The organism is Acinetobacter sp. AG3 (assembly GCF_022343575.1).
In the GTDB taxonomy this organism is placed as follows: domain Bacteria; phylum Pseudomonadota; class Gammaproteobacteria; order Pseudomonadales; family Moraxellaceae; genus Acinetobacter; species Acinetobacter guillouiae.
The window spans coordinates 1688503-1708318 of sequence record NZ_JAKQZD010000001.1 but is presented as its reverse complement, the minus strand read 5'-3'; the positions used below and the strand labels follow the sequence as shown (position 1 = coordinate 1708318).

Annotated in this window: 21 protein-coding genes; 15 read left to right on the top strand and 6 right to left on the bottom strand. The window is 37.1% G+C overall.

The features are described from left to right. Positions 1 to 98: 98 nt before the first annotated feature. Positions 99 to 2111 carry an alpha/beta fold hydrolase gene (locus tag L3V46_RS07840; protein ID WP_151801470.1) on the top strand — a complete coding sequence of 671 codons (2013 nt, stop codon included), beginning with the start codon at positions 99 to 101 and terminating at the stop codon, positions 2109 to 2111. A gap of 108 nt (positions 2112 to 2219) precedes the next feature. Here L3V46_RS07840 and L3V46_RS07835 read toward each other — a convergent pair whose 3' ends face one another. Continuing rightward, positions 2220 to 2639 (bottom strand): GFA family protein, encoded by a 420-nt coding sequence (locus tag L3V46_RS07835; protein ID WP_034618305.1) that lies wholly within the window; start codon positions 2637 to 2639, stop codon positions 2220 to 2222. 166 nt (positions 2640 to 2805) lie between these two features. On the opposite strand from L3V46_RS07835, the gene L3V46_RS07830 reads away from it, so the two are divergent. Both L3V46_RS07830 and L3V46_RS07825 read left to right on the top strand, forming a co-directional pair. Further along, the gene (locus L3V46_RS07830) at positions 2806 to 3051 is read left to right on the top strand and encodes a hypothetical protein (protein WP_004719281.1); all 246 of its coding nucleotides are present in this window, start codon (positions 2806 to 2808) and stop codon (positions 3049 to 3051) included. A gap of 108 nt (positions 3052 to 3159) precedes the next feature. After that, entirely contained in the window at positions 3160 to 3597 is a 438-nt protein-coding gene (locus L3V46_RS07825) for a PaaI family thioesterase (RefSeq protein ID WP_034618304.1), read from the top strand. A gap of 36 nt (positions 3598 to 3633) precedes the next feature. Here L3V46_RS07825 and L3V46_RS07820 read toward each other — a convergent pair whose 3' ends face one another. Then, positions 3634 to 4014 carry a hypothetical protein gene (locus tag L3V46_RS07820; RefSeq protein ID WP_239045376.1) on the bottom strand — a complete coding sequence of 127 codons (381 nt, stop codon included), beginning with the start codon at positions 4012 to 4014 and terminating at the stop codon, positions 3634 to 3636. A 446-nt stretch (positions 4015 to 4460) separates the two neighbouring features. Continuing rightward, positions 4461 to 5093: a metal-dependent hydrolase gene (locus L3V46_RS07815; RefSeq protein ID WP_239045375.1), complete on the bottom strand. Its 633-nt coding sequence runs from the start codon at positions 5091 to 5093 to the stop codon at positions 4461 to 4463. 56 nt (positions 5094 to 5149) lie between these two features. Between L3V46_RS07815 and L3V46_RS07810 the strand changes: the two genes are divergently transcribed. Continuing rightward, the gene (locus L3V46_RS07810; protein ID WP_239045374.1) at positions 5150 to 5722 is read left to right on the top strand and encodes a hypothetical protein; all 573 of its coding nucleotides are present in this window, start codon (positions 5150 to 5152) and stop codon (positions 5720 to 5722) included. 41 nt (positions 5723 to 5763) lie between these two features. Here L3V46_RS07810 and yaaA read toward each other — a convergent pair whose 3' ends face one another. Beyond that, positions 5764 to 6543: a peroxide stress protein YaaA gene (gene yaaA / locus L3V46_RS07805; RefSeq protein ID WP_004719270.1), complete on the bottom strand. Its 780-nt coding sequence runs from the start codon at positions 6541 to 6543 to the stop codon at positions 5764 to 5766. A 124-nt stretch (positions 6544 to 6667) separates the two neighbouring features. Here yaaA and L3V46_RS07800 point away from each other — a divergent pair, with 124 nt between their 5' ends. Beyond that, positions 6668 to 7300: an alpha/beta fold hydrolase gene (locus L3V46_RS07800; RefSeq protein ID WP_004719268.1), complete on the top strand. Its 633-nt coding sequence runs from the start codon at positions 6668 to 6670 to the stop codon at positions 7298 to 7300. 52 nt (positions 7301 to 7352) lie between these two features. Here L3V46_RS07800 and rtcR read toward each other — a convergent pair whose 3' ends face one another. Continuing rightward, on the bottom strand, positions 7353 to 8954 hold the full coding sequence (rtcR, locus tag L3V46_RS07795; RefSeq protein ID WP_239045373.1) for an RNA repair transcriptional activator RtcR: 1602 nt from the start codon (positions 8952 to 8954) through the stop codon (positions 7353 to 7355). Between the two features lie 272 nt (positions 8955 to 9226). Here rtcR and L3V46_RS07790 point away from each other — a divergent pair, with 272 nt between their 5' ends. From L3V46_RS07790 to L3V46_RS07745, 10 genes are all read left to right on the top strand, one after another. Then, complete coding sequence (locus L3V46_RS07790; protein ID WP_239045372.1) at positions 9227 to 10204, top strand: ribonuclease Z; 978 nt, start codon at positions 9227 to 9229, stop codon at positions 10202 to 10204. A 639-nt stretch (positions 10205 to 10843) separates the two neighbouring features. Continuing rightward, positions 10844 to 12475, top strand: coding sequence for a TROVE domain-containing protein (locus L3V46_RS07785; RefSeq protein WP_239045371.1), 1632 nt, complete (start codon positions 10844 to 10846; stop codon positions 12473 to 12475). 1170 nt (positions 12476 to 13645) lie between these two features. Continuing rightward, positions 13646 to 13909 (top strand): hypothetical protein, encoded by a 264-nt coding sequence (locus L3V46_RS07780; protein ID WP_239045370.1) that lies wholly within the window; start codon positions 13646 to 13648, stop codon positions 13907 to 13909. A 97-nt stretch (positions 13910 to 14006) separates the two neighbouring features. Further along, the gene (locus L3V46_RS07775) at positions 14007 to 14492 is read left to right on the top strand and encodes a hypothetical protein (RefSeq protein ID WP_239045369.1); all 486 of its coding nucleotides are present in this window, start codon (positions 14007 to 14009) and stop codon (positions 14490 to 14492) included. A 209-nt stretch (positions 14493 to 14701) separates the two neighbouring features. Continuing rightward, a complete protein-coding gene (locus L3V46_RS07770) occupies positions 14702 to 15967 on the top strand; it encodes an RtcB family protein (protein ID WP_234624346.1) in 1266 nt (421 codons plus the stop codon). A gap of 94 nt (positions 15968 to 16061) precedes the next feature. After that, on the top strand, positions 16062 to 16244 hold the full coding sequence (locus L3V46_RS07765) for a hypothetical protein (RefSeq protein ID WP_239045368.1): 183 nt from the start codon (positions 16062 to 16064) through the stop codon (positions 16242 to 16244). Between the two features lie 26 nt (positions 16245 to 16270). Then, positions 16271 to 16732 carry a DIP1984 family protein gene (locus tag L3V46_RS07760; protein WP_004822548.1) on the top strand — a complete coding sequence of 154 codons (462 nt, stop codon included), beginning with the start codon at positions 16271 to 16273 and terminating at the stop codon, positions 16730 to 16732. Between the two features lie 487 nt (positions 16733 to 17219). Next, positions 17220 to 17498 carry a CPCC family cysteine-rich protein gene (locus L3V46_RS07755; protein WP_239045367.1) on the top strand — a complete coding sequence of 93 codons (279 nt, stop codon included), beginning with the start codon at positions 17220 to 17222 and terminating at the stop codon, positions 17496 to 17498. Next, positions 17476 to 18507 carry an RNA 3'-terminal phosphate cyclase gene (gene rtcA / locus L3V46_RS07750; protein ID WP_239045366.1) on the top strand — a complete coding sequence of 344 codons (1032 nt, stop codon included), beginning with the start codon at positions 17476 to 17478 and terminating at the stop codon, positions 18505 to 18507. The genes L3V46_RS07755 and rtcA overlap by 23 nt, the downstream gene beginning before the upstream one ends. A gap of 185 nt (positions 18508 to 18692) precedes the next feature. Further along, complete coding sequence (locus L3V46_RS07745; RefSeq protein ID WP_004822556.1) at positions 18693 to 19136, top strand: DUF2147 domain-containing protein; 444 nt, start codon at positions 18693 to 18695, stop codon at positions 19134 to 19136. 86 nt (positions 19137 to 19222) lie between these two features. Here the strand turns inward: L3V46_RS07745 and L3V46_RS07740 are convergent, their stop codons facing one another. Then, a complete protein-coding gene (locus L3V46_RS07740; protein WP_239045365.1) occupies positions 19223 to 19807 on the bottom strand; it encodes a GAD-like domain-containing protein in 585 nt (194 codons plus the stop codon). Between the last annotated feature and the right edge of the window lie 9 nt (positions 19808 to 19816).

The window sequence follows — 19816 nt, the reverse complement described above, 5'->3', positions numbered from 1 at the left end:
ATAAATTTTTGAAAAAATAGGCTGAACATTCAGTCTATTTTTTTGTTTATAAATTGAATAAAACTAACGTATGATTCAGACAAAGATTGATCTAGTTAATGATTATGCAATACTCAAAAAACAATATTTTGCTTTGTGCTTTAGCAATGAGCCCATTGATTTTATCTGGATGCCAAGTTGTCAGTGTAAAAAATCAAAAGGTGAACGTAACCATTGCCAATGAACGTGACAGCATTTTGACACGTTCAAAAATGAGTGAAGCCAGCTTAAATGTTTTATCAATGACTGGACGTGAAGCCAAATCATGTACAGATGAACCCGAAAAATGTGTGGCCGATTTAGCCGAAATTCCACAGATTCAAGATGAACAACTGCTTTCCACCGCAAGTGAAATTTACTTAACCAAAGCAATCAATCTTGGTGACTCATCTAATTGTAAAGTCAGTCTTTTTTCAAAACATCAATCCACTGAAAAGCAGCAAGCCTCTCAGAAAAACTATGAGCAATGTTTAGATCAGCAAATGGTGATGTTAGATAATAGTATCCGTTATAGTTATGCCTATTTGTTTAAAACTGAACGCCAACCCCAAGACCGTATTTTTAACAACCGACAAGTTCAGATACGTGACTTTTATAATCAAGCCTTAGCCAAACTGATTTCGACATATGCCATAAGAAATAAAAACCAAAAAGTGGCAAAACAAATTAAAGTGGGCAAAAGCACTTATCGTATTAATTTTAATGGCTACCCAGCACTGGCTCAAATTGAACTTGAAGATCTCGTTTCAAGCTATAATTTAAACTTCTCAGGATTACGTTCGATCAACCGTAGAGACGGTTTCGGTGCAGAATTTGTGGCAATTTTACCCAACACGACAGCACCTGAAGAAAACAAATATATTGTGAATCCATTTGATTATAAATACAAAAATGGCATGAATCCCAATATTCATCAACCGCGTTATTTATCGGTCAGTATTGCAGCACAACCTGAAAATGCAAATGAATCATTACAGAACATCTTACATAACCCAAATTTTCAACTGAATGTATATGACCCGTATAGCATTGAAAATTTAAAAATTGGCGGTAAGCAATACCCACTTGCTGCAAACTTTTCAGCTCCCTATGGCCTATGGCTGGCTCAAAACAACTTAGGCATTGCAGCTTATTTGAGCTTAATTGATCGCGATCAAAGCCTGACCATGCCTCATTTATATATGCTTGAACCGTATAACCCAAATAAGAAAGTGATTGTTTTGGTACACGGTTTAGCCAGTAGCCCTGAAGCGTGGATTCGTTTAACCAATGATATTATGGGCGACAATGTATTACGTGAGCACTATCAAGTCTGGCAGGTTTTTTATTCAACCAATATGCCGATCTTAGAAAGCCGTTTTCAGATCAATGCCATCATTAATCAAGGTTTTGCTTCAATTAATCAAAATTCGGCTTCTGCTAAAGATGCCGTGTTGATTGGGCATAGTATGGGTGGGATTATTGCGCGCTTATTAGTCAGTGATGCCAATCTGACACAACCCGCCTTAAAGATGCTGAACAATCGTAAATTTGATAAATTTAAAGATGATCCAATGTTCAAATCTCGTTTGACCATTCAATCTGTGCCTAATTTTGACCGTGCTATTTTTATTTCAGCACCACATCGTGGTACTGCATTTGCTGATCGCTGGTTCACTTTGGCTGCTCGTCGGATTATTAAGCTGCCAGGTGCATTCTTAGGGGCTTTAGCTGACTCTATTGATGAGCGTGATTTAAATGCAAAAAACTTTTTAAAAGATGTTGGGCATGGACTGATTCAAAATGGTCCAAGTGACTTAAGTCATAGCTCAAACTTCACCAAATTGACTGAAAACGTGATGCCAAAGAAAGACATGATCTATCATTCAATTATGGGCAATATCACCAATAGCACAGATCCTAACGTGATGACGGATGGAATCGTTCCATATACCAGCTCACATTTGGACGGCGCAGTATCTGAGAAAATTATCAAAGGTGGTCATTCGATCCAAGAGACACCTGAAGCGGTGTTGGAACTTAGACGGATTTTAAGACTACATTTGACCGAACTTGGGCTTTATAAACCTTAAACTTAGCGTCCAAACATATAAAAATGCCAGTCAATCTTAAATTGGCTGGCATGGAATTATTGGTTTTATAAAAATCTAAGGTCTTATCCGAATCAGTGAATAACTCACTTAAGAATCAGTGGTTCCGGCAAATAGTGCAATCACATCTGCTTCGGTTAGTTTTTTTGTCTCATTGTTAAAAGCATAAAACTCAGGCTTATTGTCTATAAAAATTTCCATATCGAATTTTATATCTTGAGGCTGTTGATCCAATGCAAATGCATTGATATTGCAATAACTCTGGTCTTTAGTCCGCCAAAATAAATTTGTACCACAACAGTTACAAAAGCCTCGCTCGCCCCAATCAGAAGAATTATAAATGCTTAAGTGCTGATCTTGAGTAAACTGTAAACTGCCCTGTTCGACATCAATCGTCATAATTACACCGCTCGTTTGTCTTCGGCAAATTGAACAATGACACGCATGAACATCATGATTTTTTAATTCAACCGTAAACGTTGTTGCCCCACAAACACATTGCCCTTTCATAATGATTTCCTTGTTTTATAAATTTTCCATAAAGATACTACAATGATGTAGTGAAATTATAGTGAAACAGATATTTTTTATCATACGGATGTTTTTTAATTGAAAAGCGAAATGATTCGCTCTAAATTAGTCAATACAACAATTTAAATATAATATTTGGAAAAGTATGCGTTATAAAATTATAGATGTTTATCAGCTCCAAAATATTCAACGGTATATTGCAAAGTGTCTAAAGACACAATCACCTCAATTCATTGTGATTGAAAGTGATCAAACCTTATGTAAAGAGCTCGATATTATTGATGTCGACTTACAAGCATCGATTGCCACGTGGGCAACGGGTGAAAGAATTGATTTAAAAATCATTCATCAATCCAACCATATTGAAAAATTCTACGATTTTGAACATTAAAAAGATCAACTCAATCGTTCAAATTCAATAAAAAGTTTGACAGTAAATCCCTCAACATCATATTTTATTTTAAGTTCTCTTTTAGAACCCCATATAAAGGATAAATATATGAAACACCCAAAAGAAATGACAGGGCTTGAATTTCTACAAGCAATGGTTGATGGACAAATTCCTAGAGCATCGATTAGTGAAACCATCCCGATGGATTTACATGAAATTTCGCATGGTCATGCAAGTTTTAAAGTCAAAGCGGATCAGCGTCATTTAAATCCTTTAGGTGGCGTACATGGTGGTTTTGCAGCAACAGTTTTAGACTCAGCAACAGGTTGTGCAGTACATACCACCCTAGAGGCAGGCGTAGGTTATGGGACCATCGATTTAAATGTAAAAATGTGCCGCCCTGTACCTCAAAATAAGCAATTATTTGCTATTGGACAGTTGATTAATTTAAGTAAAAGTCTTGCCATTTCTGAAGGGAAACTGGTCGATGAAGATGGCAAATTATATGCACATGCAACAGCGACCTGTATGATTATTCGTGCATAACTGGCTGCTTAGAGTGCTATTTATATTGAATAACACTTATTCAGCATTAGCCTTCGGTTCATCAACATACATCTTACCCATCTTCAGCTGTTTTAGGCTCTCATCCCATTCCAGATTACGCTTGCAATTGATTGCTTCTGCACGGCTAATTTCTGCCATGTTTTGCCCACAATATCCCCCACCAACTTCGACTTGAACGATAGCTTTGGCTTGATTATTGATAATCTGATAAGAAAATACTGCACTGTTAAAAATTTCTTGTATGGTTTTATGATCTTTAGATTGGTAGATCACCAGCTGCTCTCCCCCATGCCCTATAAATACACCATCTTCAATACACCTAATCGAGTCAGGTTCATAAATATATTCTGGCTGATCATCCCCAATTAAATCCACAACCGTAACAACATTTTTCATATCAACCGCTACAGCTTGCTTACAATGTTTCTGCGCATCTTTTACCTGCTGTATAAGCTCATCAGGATAATTTAATCCTTTAGATTTATGCTCTATTTTTACTTCAGTAACAGTCGTAGGAATTTCGACTTCAACTTCACTGCTTGCCTTTCCTGTATCAGCTTTTGCACGATCAACTTTGTCATTATTATCTGCTGCAATCGCTGCTTTTTTCGTAGACTCCGCTGGAGCTGCATTCTAAGAATTTTGTTGAGAACAAGCGCTTAAGAAAACAAGCCCTGATAAACTCAAAATATTGACAATGTTCAAAATATTTTCCTAAATATAAACTAAGGTTTCTTAATAAAATAAATACTTAAAGTTATGAAATTTAACTATAAAAATAAAATCAGCAAATTTATAAAAGACCGAATAATAACGATTTCTATGCTGATCTAGATTCACCTTTAAAGTTTTGACAAATTTACTTTCGCATTTTGCTCAAAATTTTTTCTAAAATATTCAGTCTGATACAAAGGTTGCATGTGAAAAAAATGCTGTAAAACTTCTGCTCTTTTGACTTTATAGATTTCAGCATCAACCCACGCGTATTCTTGTTGAATTTGCTGTTCATATTCTGCAAAACGTTCAGCAGAGCTAGCCAAAATTGCTAAATCGATATCAAGTAAATAATTTAAATCATACTGTTTAGACGGTTGATGCTCTTGTGTTGCAATGATCCATTGAGAAACTTTGTCTAAGACCGATTGCGTTAAAATATCCGCACAATGCTCACGCATTAATTGAGCACTTTGTTGTTCATTATCTTTTGCTTGTGGATTATAAACGGCATCATGAAACCAAATTGCCAACTCAACAGCAACAGGATCATTCAATTGCGCTTTTACTTGGTGAAATAACTCAAGGCATTCGACAATATGTTGAACCGTATGATAATGACGTTGTGGCTCGGTATAAGCAGCAACAAGCAACTGCTGTAAAAAAATACACTGCTCTGTTTCGATTGCTATGTGATTCGCAAATTCAGCCCAATACTGATTGAATGGTTTGAGGTAATTTTCTGTTTTAGCTATGATCATATTTATAGAACATCTAAGACTTTATATATTAATACAACATTTTTGGCTGTTATCCCATGATCAATAAATCAAAATTTTTAGCCCCTTCTCATTTAGACAAATTTGCTTGTTATAAACACGCTGGCTATTTTCAAGATCTCATTGATATTGAATGGCGAGGTCAAATACAGTCCTCCACACAGAATAAAATATTTAAAATCAAATATTATGGAGAGATTTTTGAAGAATATCAGCTCATTTGTGGGACAGACTTTGCACCAGAACTCATCTACGCGGTAGATGTAGAAAGCAATGAAGAAATTTTACTTTTTGATGGTACGCAACATGGTTATGATCCCATGTTCTGTGATGAGTTTACACATGAACAAATCACCGAAAGACCGTTAATCCATTTTTATAAAGATCAGGACAATCAGGATGAATTTGAGATCATTTTTAGTGTCTATCACAATATAGATTATGATGAAGAACTAAATGATTTTCTCAATCAAGACGGTGAAATTGAGCTTATTTCGGGGGAAATAATTTCTGTTGAGAGATTAAAATTAGATGGCTTTGATTTTGTTCAAATCAAAGCGGTAAATTCGCTTGGTCATGAATACATTATTTTTGAAAAAGAGCTGGCTTAAGCAAGCCAACTCTCTTTCAATACATTAAACGCTTGAAATACTTAAGCAACTTGCTCATCACGCTTAAATACCAGTTCACCTTTCAATGAACTCTCGGCATCAAAATAATAACCATCGGTATTAAAGGATTTAAGATCATCCATTTTTTTCAATTGATTTTGAATGATATATCGAGCCATTAAGCCACGCGCTTTTTTAGCATAGAAGCTAATCACTTTATATTTACCATTCTTCTGATCTAAGAATACTGGTTTAATAATATCAGCCTGAATTTTTGCTTCCTTGACCGATTTATAGTATTCATCAGAAGCAATATTGACCAATAACGTCGAGCCGCTTTGTTGCAAATCCTGATTGATCAAATCGGTAATTCGATCTCCCCAAAATTCATAAAGGTTATGACCACGGGTATTGGCAAGTTTTATTCCCATTTCCAAACGATACGGCATCATTAAATCAAGAGGACGTAATAAGCCATATAGACCAGATAAGCTGCGTAAATGATCTTGCGCAAAATTGAGATCGTCTTGCGACAAACTATATGCATCCAGACCAGTATAAACATCGCCTTTAAATGCAAAAATTGCTTGTCGCGCGTTGGCAAAACTAAAGTCAGCATTCCAGTCACGGAAACGCTCCGCATTGAGATTGGCAATTTTTTCACTGACACTCATCAAACTGGCAATATCTGAAGCGGAGAGTTTACGACTTAGGTCTATAAGCTGTTGAGATTGATCCAGCAGTCTTGGTAGAGTGTGCGTATCGGTCGGGAGTGCTGACTGGTAATCGAGCGTCTTAGCAGGGGAAATTAAGGCGAGCATGGTCTTCCTGATCAAAAAATAACTAATCAAACTATAACAGTCGGGATATTTTAATTCCAATTCATGTTTTCTGTGAACAGAATCGGTAAACTATCGCACTTCCCTGCTTATGATCGTTTAAATTATGTCCGAACAACTGTTCATTCAAGGTTCGGTTGGCAAAATTGAAGTTTTTGTTGACTATCCTGTGGGCGAAGTAAAAGGTTTTGCTGTCGTTTGTCATCCTCACCCACTGCAAGGTGGTACACCTCAACATAAAGTTCCTGCTTTACTTGCACAAATCCTCTCTGAACAGGGTTGTGTGGTCTATCGCCCAAGTTTTCGTGGTTCTGGACAAAGCGATGGAATCCATGATGAAGGCTTTGCTGAAACTGAAGATATTCTAGAGGTCATTAGACACGTTAGACAATTACACAAAAGTCTACCTTTCTATGTTGGCGGTTTTAGTTTTGGTGCACATGTAATGGCAAAAGCCTATCATGCGCTCCCTGATGAAATTAAACCGCAACAAGTGATCTTATGTGGTTTACCAACATCCACTGTAGATGGTCTACGTCATTATGTTACCCCAGCAATTAAAGGCGATATCCTGTTTGTACACGGTGAAGCAGATCCGACGACTAAACTCTCTGATTTGCTTGAATGGGCGAAACCGCAGCGCCATTTGATTACGGTATTGCCAGGTGCAAACCATTTCTTTACAGGTTATTTAAAGCAGTTAAGAATCGCAATTTCGCGTTTTCTTCTTGTGCCATAAATCTGAATTTAAAAAGAATTCTAGGATAAATAAGGTGAATGATTCACTTTATTTATCCGTTCACATCATCCCAACTCAGAGCAAATTTCGCCAAATACTTTTTCACTCGATCACTGTCGTTGGTGGTTTGTCTTTGCTCACGAGATACAGAAAATAAACGCCGTCCAGCATCGGCCATGGATTTCGATTTTTGGCAAACCTCAATCACCCCTTGCAATTGAATACGATCAAACTCATCAATCTGCGCCACTTGTTCAGCACTTAAAATTTTCATCAGTGACGATTGGGTTAAAGCATCTTTATTTTCAGCAATATTCCAAATTTGTTGTAGTCGGCCAATCTCAGCATTTACTTCATGTAAACCAATACGCTCGCCATTGGCTAAAGTCGCCATACGTGTCACGCTTGCAGTTAAATCACGAAAATTCCCCTGCCAACTGGCATCTGCAGATTGCGCAAATTTTAAATATTTTTCTAAGGCATCGGTATGAAAACGTAACTGACGTTGATGTGCAACAGCAAAACGCTGTAATTCAAAGGTGATGTTCGGTTCAATATCTTCCACACGATCTTTTAAGCTCGGTAAAAAGAAGGTCCATGTATTTAAGCGAGCCCATAGATCTTCACGGAAACGTCCTGCACGAACTTCCTCACGTAAATCTCGATTGGTTCCAGCAATCAACTGAAAATCAGCCTGGACCTCTTTATCACTTCCTACAGGAAAGAATGACTTATCCTCCAAGGCCTTAAGCAACATGGCTTGCTCATCCAACCCTAGCTCGCCGATTTCATCAAGAAATAAAATGCCATTATCCGCACTTTTTAAATAGCCAGTACGTGCTGCAATAGCGCCTGTAAATGCACCTTTACTATGACCAAATAATGTCGACATCGCACTATCACCAACCAGCGTTGCGCAGTTCACATCAATAAAGCGCCCTGAAAGATGAAATTTTTCCTTTTTCAATTGATAAATTTGCTTGGCTAAATGCGACTTACCGACCCCTGTTGCACCCATAATCAAAATTGGCGCACTTGAGCGTGTTGCAACCAATTCTACTTCTTGAATCATTTGATTAAAGTTTTGGTTCTTCGTGGCAATATTGGCTTTTAACTGCTGCCAGTTTTCAGATTGTTCATGTTCAAACCGCTGGGTTAATGCGGCATATCGAGATAAATCTAAATCTATAATCCGATATTCACCCTCAGGTTGTTGTTTACCTGTAGGTGCACTTTGAATGAGTTTGGCTGGTAAATAATGCGCATCAATTAATAAATACCAACATATTTGCGCAACATGCGTACCTGTGGTGATATGTAATAGATAATGATTGTTCTCAGTATCAAAAGAATATGATTTTACAAAGTCATATAATGCACCATACATATCCGAAAAATCCCAGGGATCACGGATATTCACCTTATGGCCAGTAATCTGGGTTTGCGGTGAGATTTCTAAAGCATCTTGTCGCAAATGATCAATTAAGCTGACATTACGGCGATCATGTAACAAAACCAGCTCATCAACCACTAAATCTTCATGCATCAACAAACTCATGGTGGGACGCCAGCGTTGCCAGCGATCAAGTTTTTTCCCTTGATCCAAAGTAGAACCCACAAAACCAATCACGACTGTTTTTTTAAATTTTTGCATATTTCTATAAATCTATAAAATTTTATATATCTTGCTTAAAGCATAGTTTTATTTTGTCAAAAATCAAATACTGTTTATACCGTCATTTTTTAATATTTTAAAAATCTCAGTTTCTCTTTTGAATATAATGCTACTATACTATTGATGTACAAAGCTTTTACTCACTTCTCCCATCACCGTCTGATTCGACACTTTTTGATGGAATCCACCCTGCTTTGTTGTAAAAACAATCATAGAAAACATTTTAAATATTCAATAGGTTTTAATTCCTCATGTTACAGTTTACATTCTTAGGGACATCCTCTGGTGTGCCCACATTAACACGCAATGTGTCAGGTTTAGCGATTCATTATTGCAAAAGCAAAGACTGGATATTGGTTGATGCAGGCGAAGGTACGCAGCATCGTATTCAACAAGCAAAACTCTCTTTACAACATTTAAAAGCCATTTGCATTACGCATGTACACGGCGATCATTGTTATGGCTTGATGGGTTTACTGGCAAGTGCTGGTATGAATGCACGCAAAGATCCGATCACGCTGATTGCACCCAAAGAAATTCAACAATGGTTTGAAGTAACCTGTCAATTCACTGAACTTTTCCTGCCTTATCCAATACATTTTATCGATGTAAATACTTTGACGAATCCCTTTCAATTGGATGAGCATATTTCCATTGACGTTCATCACTTACACCACCGTGTGACAAGTTATGCTTATGGTTTTAAAGCGACACAAACTCAGCGCAAACTCAATGTTGACGTTTTAAATCAACTCAAAATTCCAAAAGGTAAACTATGGGGTGATCTACAACAAGGTCAAAATATTGAGTGGAATGGGCAGTCCGTCTTAAGTCAAGATGTTCTCATTCAAAACACTCAAAGTGTTTATGCCATTGTCGGTGGAGATAACGATCAGCCAGAATTACTATCCAACGCTTGTCAGGATGCAGCACTGCTGATTCATGAAACAACCTATACTCAATCGATATTAGACAAAGTAGGCGCAGGCCCAATGCACAGTTCTGCGAAAATGGTCGCTGAGTTTGCAGAATCGATTCAACTACCTAATTTAATTGCAACGCATCTCAGTGCCCGTTACCACGATGCACAAGGTGTGCAAAGCATTAGTGATGAAATTGCCCAGTACTATCATGGCAATTTTTATATTGCTGATGATTTTGATCAGTATGAACTAAATATGCACGGCGAATTAACACAGCTTCGCACTGGGAAACCTTGGGAAAAGTAATTTTCCCAACTTCAATTTAATGCTATGCAATATTGTTGAATCATAGATGGGCGTTCTATCGTATGGCGACATGGATATCGCCCATTATGTGTAGGAATGCGGGGGTACAGGATCTACCCCTCGCCCAACATGAGTAAAAACAAAGCACGGCTTTGTTTGCAGCGCAAGGTTTGGCATCCCCTAGAAAAGTGAGGCATCGCATACGCAAAGCTATTTAAACTTTAAATGTAAGGTGTGGCAGTGCAAGCTTTTTATATTCAAATAGTTTATTCCGACTGCAATTAATTTAATTAAAAATATTAATTAAGAAAAATTATCTTTTTGTGTCTGAGTTTTTTTAATAGGTTGACTGTACCCCAACTAACTTTGCTTTTAGCAGGATTTAGTGTCCTTTTTATTTGCACAACATTAGGCCCATTGATTTTTATTTTAAAAATAGAAATAAAGATAAAAACCTATAAATAAAGATATTTTATTTTATAACTTTTAAATTTAAAAATAAATAACCACTGAACTTTTAAAATTTTTAAACTCATAAAATCAGTCATTTAAAAATAAAAATTCATTCCAAAGCAAAACTTGGCACACTCTCTGCAATATCTATCTCAAGAAATTAAAAAATCACTTGAGGATGCTGTCATGGCGAACAAGACAATTTTTGCCTCTAAACAACAGGCAAAACCAAAAACCATTGAATACAACGAAGCTGGTGGTCGCGCATATAAATTAAAATCTCGTGCCGCATTAGCGCAGCTTGCTGCAACAGGTACACTGAATCAGACCTTTTATCAAAATGCACAAGTGCAACTTGATAATATTCTAAACCTAGCGCTTGAAGTAGAGCCTGAATTTGTGGCTAAAACTGCAATTTATGCACGACAAAAGGCACATATGAAAGATACACCTGTAGTGTTATTGGCTTTACTTTCTGAACTTGATGCAGAATTATTTAAGCAAGTTTTTCCTTTGATTATTGATAATGGAAAACAGTTGAGAAATTTTGTTCAAATCATGCGCTCTGGAATGATTGGTCGTAAATCATTAGGCTCATTACCGAAACGTATGGTCAATGAATGGATTCTTTCAGCATCGGATCAACAATTGATTGCGGCCAATATTGGAAACAGCCCTTCACTTGCCGATGTGTTAAAAATGACTCATCCAAAACCAAAAACAGTTCAACACGATGCTTTTTTTGCCTATGTCCTAGGAAAAGAATACCAACTTGTCCAACTTCCGACTCAAGTGCAAGCATTGGAAGAGTTTCGATTGGGAATAGCAACACAAATACCAAAAGTGCCGATGCAGCTTCTAACCAATTTAAATTTGAATGCGAAACAATGGGCCGAAATTGCAAAAAATGGTTCTTGGCAAATGCTACGTATGAACTTAAATACCTTCTTACGCCATGATGTTTTTAAAATCAAAGGAATAACAAAAATCATTGCCGATAAATTGATGGATGAGCAAGCCATAGCCAAAAGTCGAGTATTTCCATATCAATTGATGATGGCTTGGTCAGCACTTGCAGAGGATATGCCACATGAAATCGCCAATGCGCTAAAGTTTGCTATGCAGCGCGCCATCGCCAATGTACCGAAACTTGAAGGAAATGTGGTGATTGCGATTGATGTTTCCGGTTCGATGTCAAGTTCTGTGACAGGTTATCGTCAGGGTGCAACCTCTCAGTTACGTTGCGTAGATGCTGCTGCATTATTTGCTAGTGCATTTAAATATGTAAATCCAAATATTCGTTTGATGCCGTTTGATACTGAAGTTCGTCAATTATCCAATTTCAGCAAAGTACAGGAATATTTAAAACGAAAAAATTTTGGAAAACAGCAAAATTCAGAAATTGATATTTTTGCTTTGGCCAAAAAATTTGCCAGCATGTGTGGTGGTGGAACTGATTGCTCTAAGCCTTTGGAACTGTTAGTGAAAGAAAATGCCAAAGTCGATATGGTAATTTACTTCTCTGATAATGAATCATGGGCAGATCAAGTTCCAAGATCACACCGAAAAACTGGGATGATGCATTATTGGAAACAGCTAAAACAGCATAACCCTGATGCAAAACTGGTGTGTGTTGATCTGCAACCCTATACCACTACGCAAATGCCTGAACATAGCGATGTGATGAATGTCGGTGGATTTTCCGATACGGTATTTCAACTGATTGAAAGTTTTGCCAAAAATGAAATGCATGCAGATCATTGGGTAAACGAAATTGAAAAAATAGATATTACACAAACTCAGCTTTATGCAAGCTGAATGTATAAACAAATTTGATCGAGTCTCTTCAAGTGTTTACATTTAACAATGTCCACAATTGATAAGACTGGGTTAGATAAAAAGCACAAATGCCATAGGAACTACATTTCAAGATTATGCTGTTTCTATATTTAATTGTTGTGCTAAGTAAGAAATTGCCAAATGCAGATAGAACTACATTACTTTGAATAATTGATGTTTTATCGACACCTTTGTTGGCAAAATACATCGCATAAAATGCGTTAAGGACTACATCTTTAATGCGTAGGTCGGTGGTTCAAATCCACCCTTTTCACGCTTTTCCAAGTTTGAAAAGTAGCTCAGTTGGATAGAGCAACGAAACGTCTTTAACATTTTGTTTATGCAAAGCAGTAAAAGAATCAAATGCTTCAAGGACTACATCTTAAAATTGACGTCATCGGTGGTTCGAATCCACCCCATCATTTCGATGATGGTCGCCAAGCGGTAAGGCACGAACGTCTTTGAAAAACTTGTTGATTCACTTGTAGGGCAGTATATGAAAATATATTGGGGCCATCAGTCCATCAAATACTCATAGGACTACATTAGAATTCACAGATCAGAGGTTAGATTCCTCTGCTGTATATACATACAGTCGCTTAAAGCAAAAGCGGTGAATTGTTTGTCTTATAATCAAATTTGTTGATGGACTTGTGACCTATGTTTAAACGATCAAATGCCTGTTGGATTACATCGCGATCTCACGCACAGTATTTCGGGTACTGCACATATCCAACACCAACTTTTTTTGATCTTGTATATGCAATAATGAAAGTAGATCAAATGCTTTGAGGACTACATTACGCGTTTGTCGGTGCTTCGATACCACCCGGTATGACAAAATACAGTAGCTCAGTTGGTAGAGCCACGACTGTCTTCAGCTCTTTGTTGATGTACTCTCATTATAATAAATAGATTTACACGATAAGCAGTCACGAATATAAATTGGATTACATGGTAACGCCTTAGTGCAGGGGTTAGGCCCTTCTATCGTGTTCACTCACAAAATCGGATCTTAACGTTTGTGGCTGTTTTTCTTTTTAAACTCATCATGTTTAAAAGCGATGCTTGTGAATCAACAAAAAATTTGCTAGCTTGGACACTTCAACTCAAAACCAAAGACAGGTGTCAGTCTGTAAAACGCAAATTATGTCTATACAAGTTATTGTTGACGATAACAATCTTGATCTTGCTTTAGAAAAACTAAGAGTTAAAAAGTACTATTTAGAAACTAACCACTGGTATAAGAAGTGCCAGAACTATCATGAAAAACCGCCAAGTAAAAGTCGTAAAAAAAGCGAACTGAAACTTTTACATGGGCATAGTCAAATCCTAGAAGACGATCCTCTCGCACTGAGGTTAAAAATCCATATCGAAGAACATTATCAAGCTTTAGCAATAGATCCTACATAAATCTGTCACTAGTATTCAACTCAATAGTTTTAGCCCATTATCTAACTTTCAATATCCATGTACGACTAACGTGGATATTGAAATATAAAGTGAAAAAATGAAATTAAACAAAAGTGAAGTTCGACATCTCGCAGGCTATTTAGAAGGTATTTCTGAAGCAGATGGGCAAATCAGAGAATTTTTAATCACTGCTGACTATATTCGATATGATGATGATTTAGATGTAAAAAACAATTTTTTTAAAAACTATCCACATTTTAAAAAATATAAGTTAATCACAGAACAAATTTCACTTAGGCAATTAGAAAGTCATATATTTCCTAATTTTTTATTGTGTAATACCATTTTACCGACACAAAAATTAGACGATAAAAAGAGCTTCCTCACATTCCGTATACTCGACTATATAGCACAATGTTATGGATATCAGTTTCCCAGCAACGCTATGTACTTTCTAAAACTTCATCTTCCAGATAATGAAATAAATTATTATATAATCATTAGTGGCGAAAAAAATGCAATAAGCATACTTCTAAGAGGATATAAAAATATATATTTAAATATATTTACAGATATAAATTAAATATAAAACCTTTTGTTAAATATACACCCCAATACTTTACCACCACTATAAAATAATATTATTCAATAACTTACAAATAAAAATCTCAAACCCATAAAACTTGGCACACTCTCTGCAATATATAGAACATACATCATGAGATGTATATAAATATCACCTGCCTGCAACCGCTTGGCAGGCAGGTTTTGAAAAGGATCAAAGCAATGTCTATGTTAGTCGCAGAACAAATCGAAAAACAAACTTCCTTAGCACAGGAACGTACTTATAACGTAATTCAGGATGCTAAAGGTGTTCCTATAAAAATGTGGACCAAAGGTGTCCCTGTCGATGAGAAATCGAAAGACCAATTATTAAAAACAGCACAAATGCCTTTTATCTATAAATGGATGGCAGTAATGCCAGATGTACATGTAGGAATCGGAGCAACGATTGGAAGTGTAATTCCAACCAAAGGCGCAATCATCCCTGCTGCGGTCGGTGTAGATATTGGCTGTGGAATGATGGCCGCACGTACTTCGCTAAGCGCATCAGATTTACCAGACAACTTACACGCACTGCGTACCGAACTTGAACGTTTAATTCCACATGGTATGACCAAAGGTCGTGGTCGTCGTGACCGAGGTTCATGGGATACACCTACTGCACGTGTTGATCAGGCTTGGGCTGAGTTGGTGACTGATTTTGAATATATCTGTGCCAAGCATCCCCGTTTGAAAAATACCAACAACCATAAACAGTTGGGTACTTTGGGAACAGGAAACCATTTTGTAGAAGTCTGTTTAGATGAGCATCAACAAGTATGGATTATGTTGCACTCAGGATCTCGTGGTGTAGGAAATGCGATTGGTAACCACTTTATTGAGCTTGCACGTAAAGATATGCAAAAGCATTTTATTAACCTGCCTGATAAAGATTTAGCTTATTTAGTGGAAGGGACTGAACACTTTGATGATTATTGGTTTGCAGTGGGTTGGGCACAACGATTTGCCATGAAAAACCGTGAGTTAATGATGGAAGCTGCGGTTCAAGCTTTACGAATCATCATCAATAAACCATTTAATGCCAAAGTGGAAGCCGTAAACTGCCACCATAATTATGTGGATAAAGAAGAGCACTTTGGTCAGGAAGTGCTGGTAACACGTAAAGGTGCTGTACGTGCCCGTTTGGGTGAGTATGGAATTATTCCGGGTTCTATGGGTGCCAAGTCATTTATTGTCAAAGGTAAGGGAAATCAGGAGTCTTTCTGTTCGTGTTCGCATGGGGCTGGTCGTGTACATAGCCGTACTGCAGCGAAAAAGTTGTTTACTGTGGAAGATCAGATTGAACAAACCAAAGGTGTGGAATGCCGTAAAGATGCAGCCGTGATTGATGAAATCCCTTCTGCCTATAAACCTATTGAAGATGTGATGAAAGCACAAAGTGATTTGGTGGAAGTGGTTTATACCTTAAGTCAGGTTGTTTGTGTAAAGGGTTAGTTGATGCATAAATTAGGGAGTTTAGATCGTAAAATCTAAACAATGCTATTGGGCTTTAGCTTGGGGCCATGAATGTTCAATTTGGGATGATGCATTGGATTATTCTTATTTAGAATTTTGTAATTATGATCAACCTAAAGAGGATGATTATAATTTCATGGCCACTTGGCATGAAATTCAAACTTTAGAAGACATTATAGAATTTGCCGAATCAATCCCAGTTGATACACTACCCCAGCAAACTTTATATGAAATCGTTGTTTTAAATATTTATTGACTATTAAAAGCGATAAGGAAAATAAAATGAAACTTGCAGAAGCACTCTTATTACGAAGCGATCAACAAAAGAAACTCGCTTCATTGAAACAACGTATCAATGCGAACGTATTGGTACAAGACGGTGATGAGCCATCCGAGGATCCAAACGAGTTATTAAAGCAAGTATTTGCATTAACTCAAGAGTCTCAAAAACTTGTTTATGCCATTCATCAAACCAATGCTTTGGCAAAATTAACGGATGGTCGTTCATTATTGGCTTTACTTACTCAACGTGATGAGCTTGTAGAGCGCCATAAAATTTTAACGTCTGCCATCAGCAACACACAACGTGAGCCTGACCGCTATAGTACACGTGAAATAAAATGGCATAAGGTCATTCCAGTATCATCATTGCAAAAACAATCCGATGATATCAGTGCCAAATTACGCGACTTGAATGTATTGATACAAGCCACCAATTGGCAAGTTGATTTACTTGACGTTTAAAGCCATCATTTAAAAGCTTTGATAGGGCCTACCCTATCAGACCTCGAAATATATTGGGCGAGTACAAGATCTAAGGCTGTATAGATTGAAATAAAAGTCAGCATCATTTTTGGGTAATGACAGCGAAGCGGATTTAGAGCGGAAACGCACCAATCAAATCCATCACCTTTCATCACTTAAACCTTTGTGAATCAGAGTGACTATTCACACTGCATTACCACGTACTGACAATATATTTCACCTTATCTCAAGTGATTCGTCATTTGAGAAAACCCGAACATACTGGGCGAGTGCAAGATCCCCCACCTCCACAACACAGGATTGAAAATAAGGTGTAGTGGCTTGATGAGCGAGCGGGTTAGCTTAAAACTTTAAGCACAAATCAACCCATCACTACGTACAAGGCAAACCTTTGTGAAAGCAAAGTTACAATGCACTGAGCATCACCATGCACTGACAGTATGTTCACCCCTTTTTGGAATTTTTAATGAATTACCCTTGTTCTTGTTGTCATCATTACACGAGAGATCAACCTTCGGGTAATTTTGACTTTGAGATTTGTCCAGTTTGTTTTTGGGAAGATGATCCTGTACAAAATATTCATCCAAATTCAAAAAGTGGTGCAAATGCAATCTCATTAGCAGAGGCACAAGATAATTATCAACAATATGGTGTAAGTGAATTACGATTTTTAAAACATGTTCGAAAACCGAATGATTTAGAAAGAAATGATGAAAAACAAAATGAACACATTAGTAAAAAATAAAGCCATCCAAATTGATGGCTCACAAGGCGAAGGTGGAGGGCAAATTTTAAGAACTGCCCTTTCACTGTCTATGTTAACGGGTATTCCATTTGAGCTTGTGAATATTCGTGCAGGGCGTAAAAAGCCGGGCTTAATGCGACAGCATTTAGTCTGTGTACAAGCATCACAACGCATCAGTAATGCCATTGTGGAAGGTGCTGAACTACATTCACAAAAATTATATTTCCAACCCCAACAAGTTCAGGCGGGTAAATATGATTTTCATATTGGTTCAGCGGGTAGCACAATATTGGTTTTACAAACACTACTGCCTGCACTGATGATGCAAAATGAAATCAGTCACATCAGTATCCACGGCGGAACACATAATCCAATGGCACCGACTGCAGATTTCATAGAGTCTTGCTTTCTACCTGCTCTTCATAAACTTGGAATAAAAGTCGACTTTGAATGCGAACGTGCTGGTTTCTTTCCAATTGGTGCGGGTCAAATCAATATTACAACTTATCCGTGGATAGATAAGCTTGAATATTCAGTATTAGATAAAGGCAAATTACTGGAAATACGTGGCTATGCCGCTGCTTTAAATATTCAACAGAATATTGCGGATCGTGAACTGGAAGTATTACATAACAAATTGAGCTTAAGCCAAGGTAATAGACTAAATTTTCAAGGGATTAGTCAAGGGAATACGGCTTTTGTGGTGTTAAATTACCAACACCACCAACAAGTATTTTCTGCGTTAGGTGAAATGAAGAAAAGTGCAGAAAAAGTAGCGCATGATTTAGCCAAAGAAGTTAAATCCTTTTTAGCTTGCGATGCTGTGGCTGACGAATATCTAGCAGACCAACTTTTATTGCCTTTAGCTTTAGGTAAAGGCGGTGCATTTACTGCTCAAGTTGTCAGTGAACACACTACGACACAAGCTGAAATGATTCAAAAATTCTTAGATTGTGAAATTCACTTTGAAGCAATCAATGATATTTTTAAGGTGAGTGTCATCACATAAGCTTCAGCTATGCTAAATCCAGTTTACAAGCTCATCAATTGCTTATCTTTATGTGCCAATTCATTTTAAATTTCATACTTATTGGCACATTATGTAAATAAATGACCCAACTATTCATTATATAATCAACGCCTTAAATAAGTATGATTTTAAAGTAGAAAATACCCACTTAAGGAATAAGGGAAATGATGAGAGTTTTATTGGGGACAGCATGTATCGCATTTTTAACATCGACAGCTTTTGCAGAAGATATCGTGGGAACTTGGCGTTATATCGATGACAAAACTGGTGAAGCAAAGGGACTGGTTAAAATTGAAAAACAAAGTAACGGTACCTATGCGGGTACAGCATTAAAAGCAACACCACGCCCAGGCTACACCCCAAAAGAATTTTGCACCAATTGCCCTGCACCTTATACCAACAAGCCAATTATTGGCTTACAGGTAATCTCTGGGCTAAAGACAGATGATCATGTGAGTTATACTGATGGGAAAATTATTGACCCAGTTTCAGGTAAAATCTATCGCTTAAAAGGTAAAGTCAGCCCAAATGGCAAGAAACTATTTCTTCGTGGATATTTCGGTATTTCAGCAGTAGGTCGTAGCCAAACATGGTTACGTGTCGAGTAATAGCATAATTTAATTCATAATAGAAATGACAGTTTTATCTCAAGCAAACTGTCATTTCTAAACCTCTATTTTGAATGATTTTTAAATCAGTTATTCACAGCAAGTTGATATAAAAAATCTAAATGTGTGGCTGCATCACCCTTATCTAAATTGAGATCACTGGCACGCCCACCCAATCTCAGTGCAGGAAGATAACAATACATTTGATTATCAGTTAATTTACCATATTGAGTTTGTGCCTTTGCTAAAGCTGATTTTTCTAAAAATTGCTCAATGATCTCATCATCACAAATCCAGTCATTAAAAAAATCTGTTAATGACCAAGCTGTTACCCCAATATCCGAGTTGTGCGGGTCGATAAAGGATACATCCTCATCGCCATCATCGCTTAATAAACGATAATAAAACACTAAACCAAACGCTGAAATAGCAATGGGTAACCGAGTCATATCAGGTTGATCTTTCATTAACCATGACCAAAGCACATCTTGATAAAGCTCAGGGTTAATGATCTGTAGCAAACCGTTACCATAGAAGCCAAAACCATGATTTTGCCAAAGCTCTAAGAGCGCTTCAGGTAAATACGCTTGATATTTTTTTACAGTTTCAGGGCTTACTGTGTTTCCCGCCTGATCTACTGAAAATTTATCGATAAATGTTTGTAATTGCATAAGTATCTT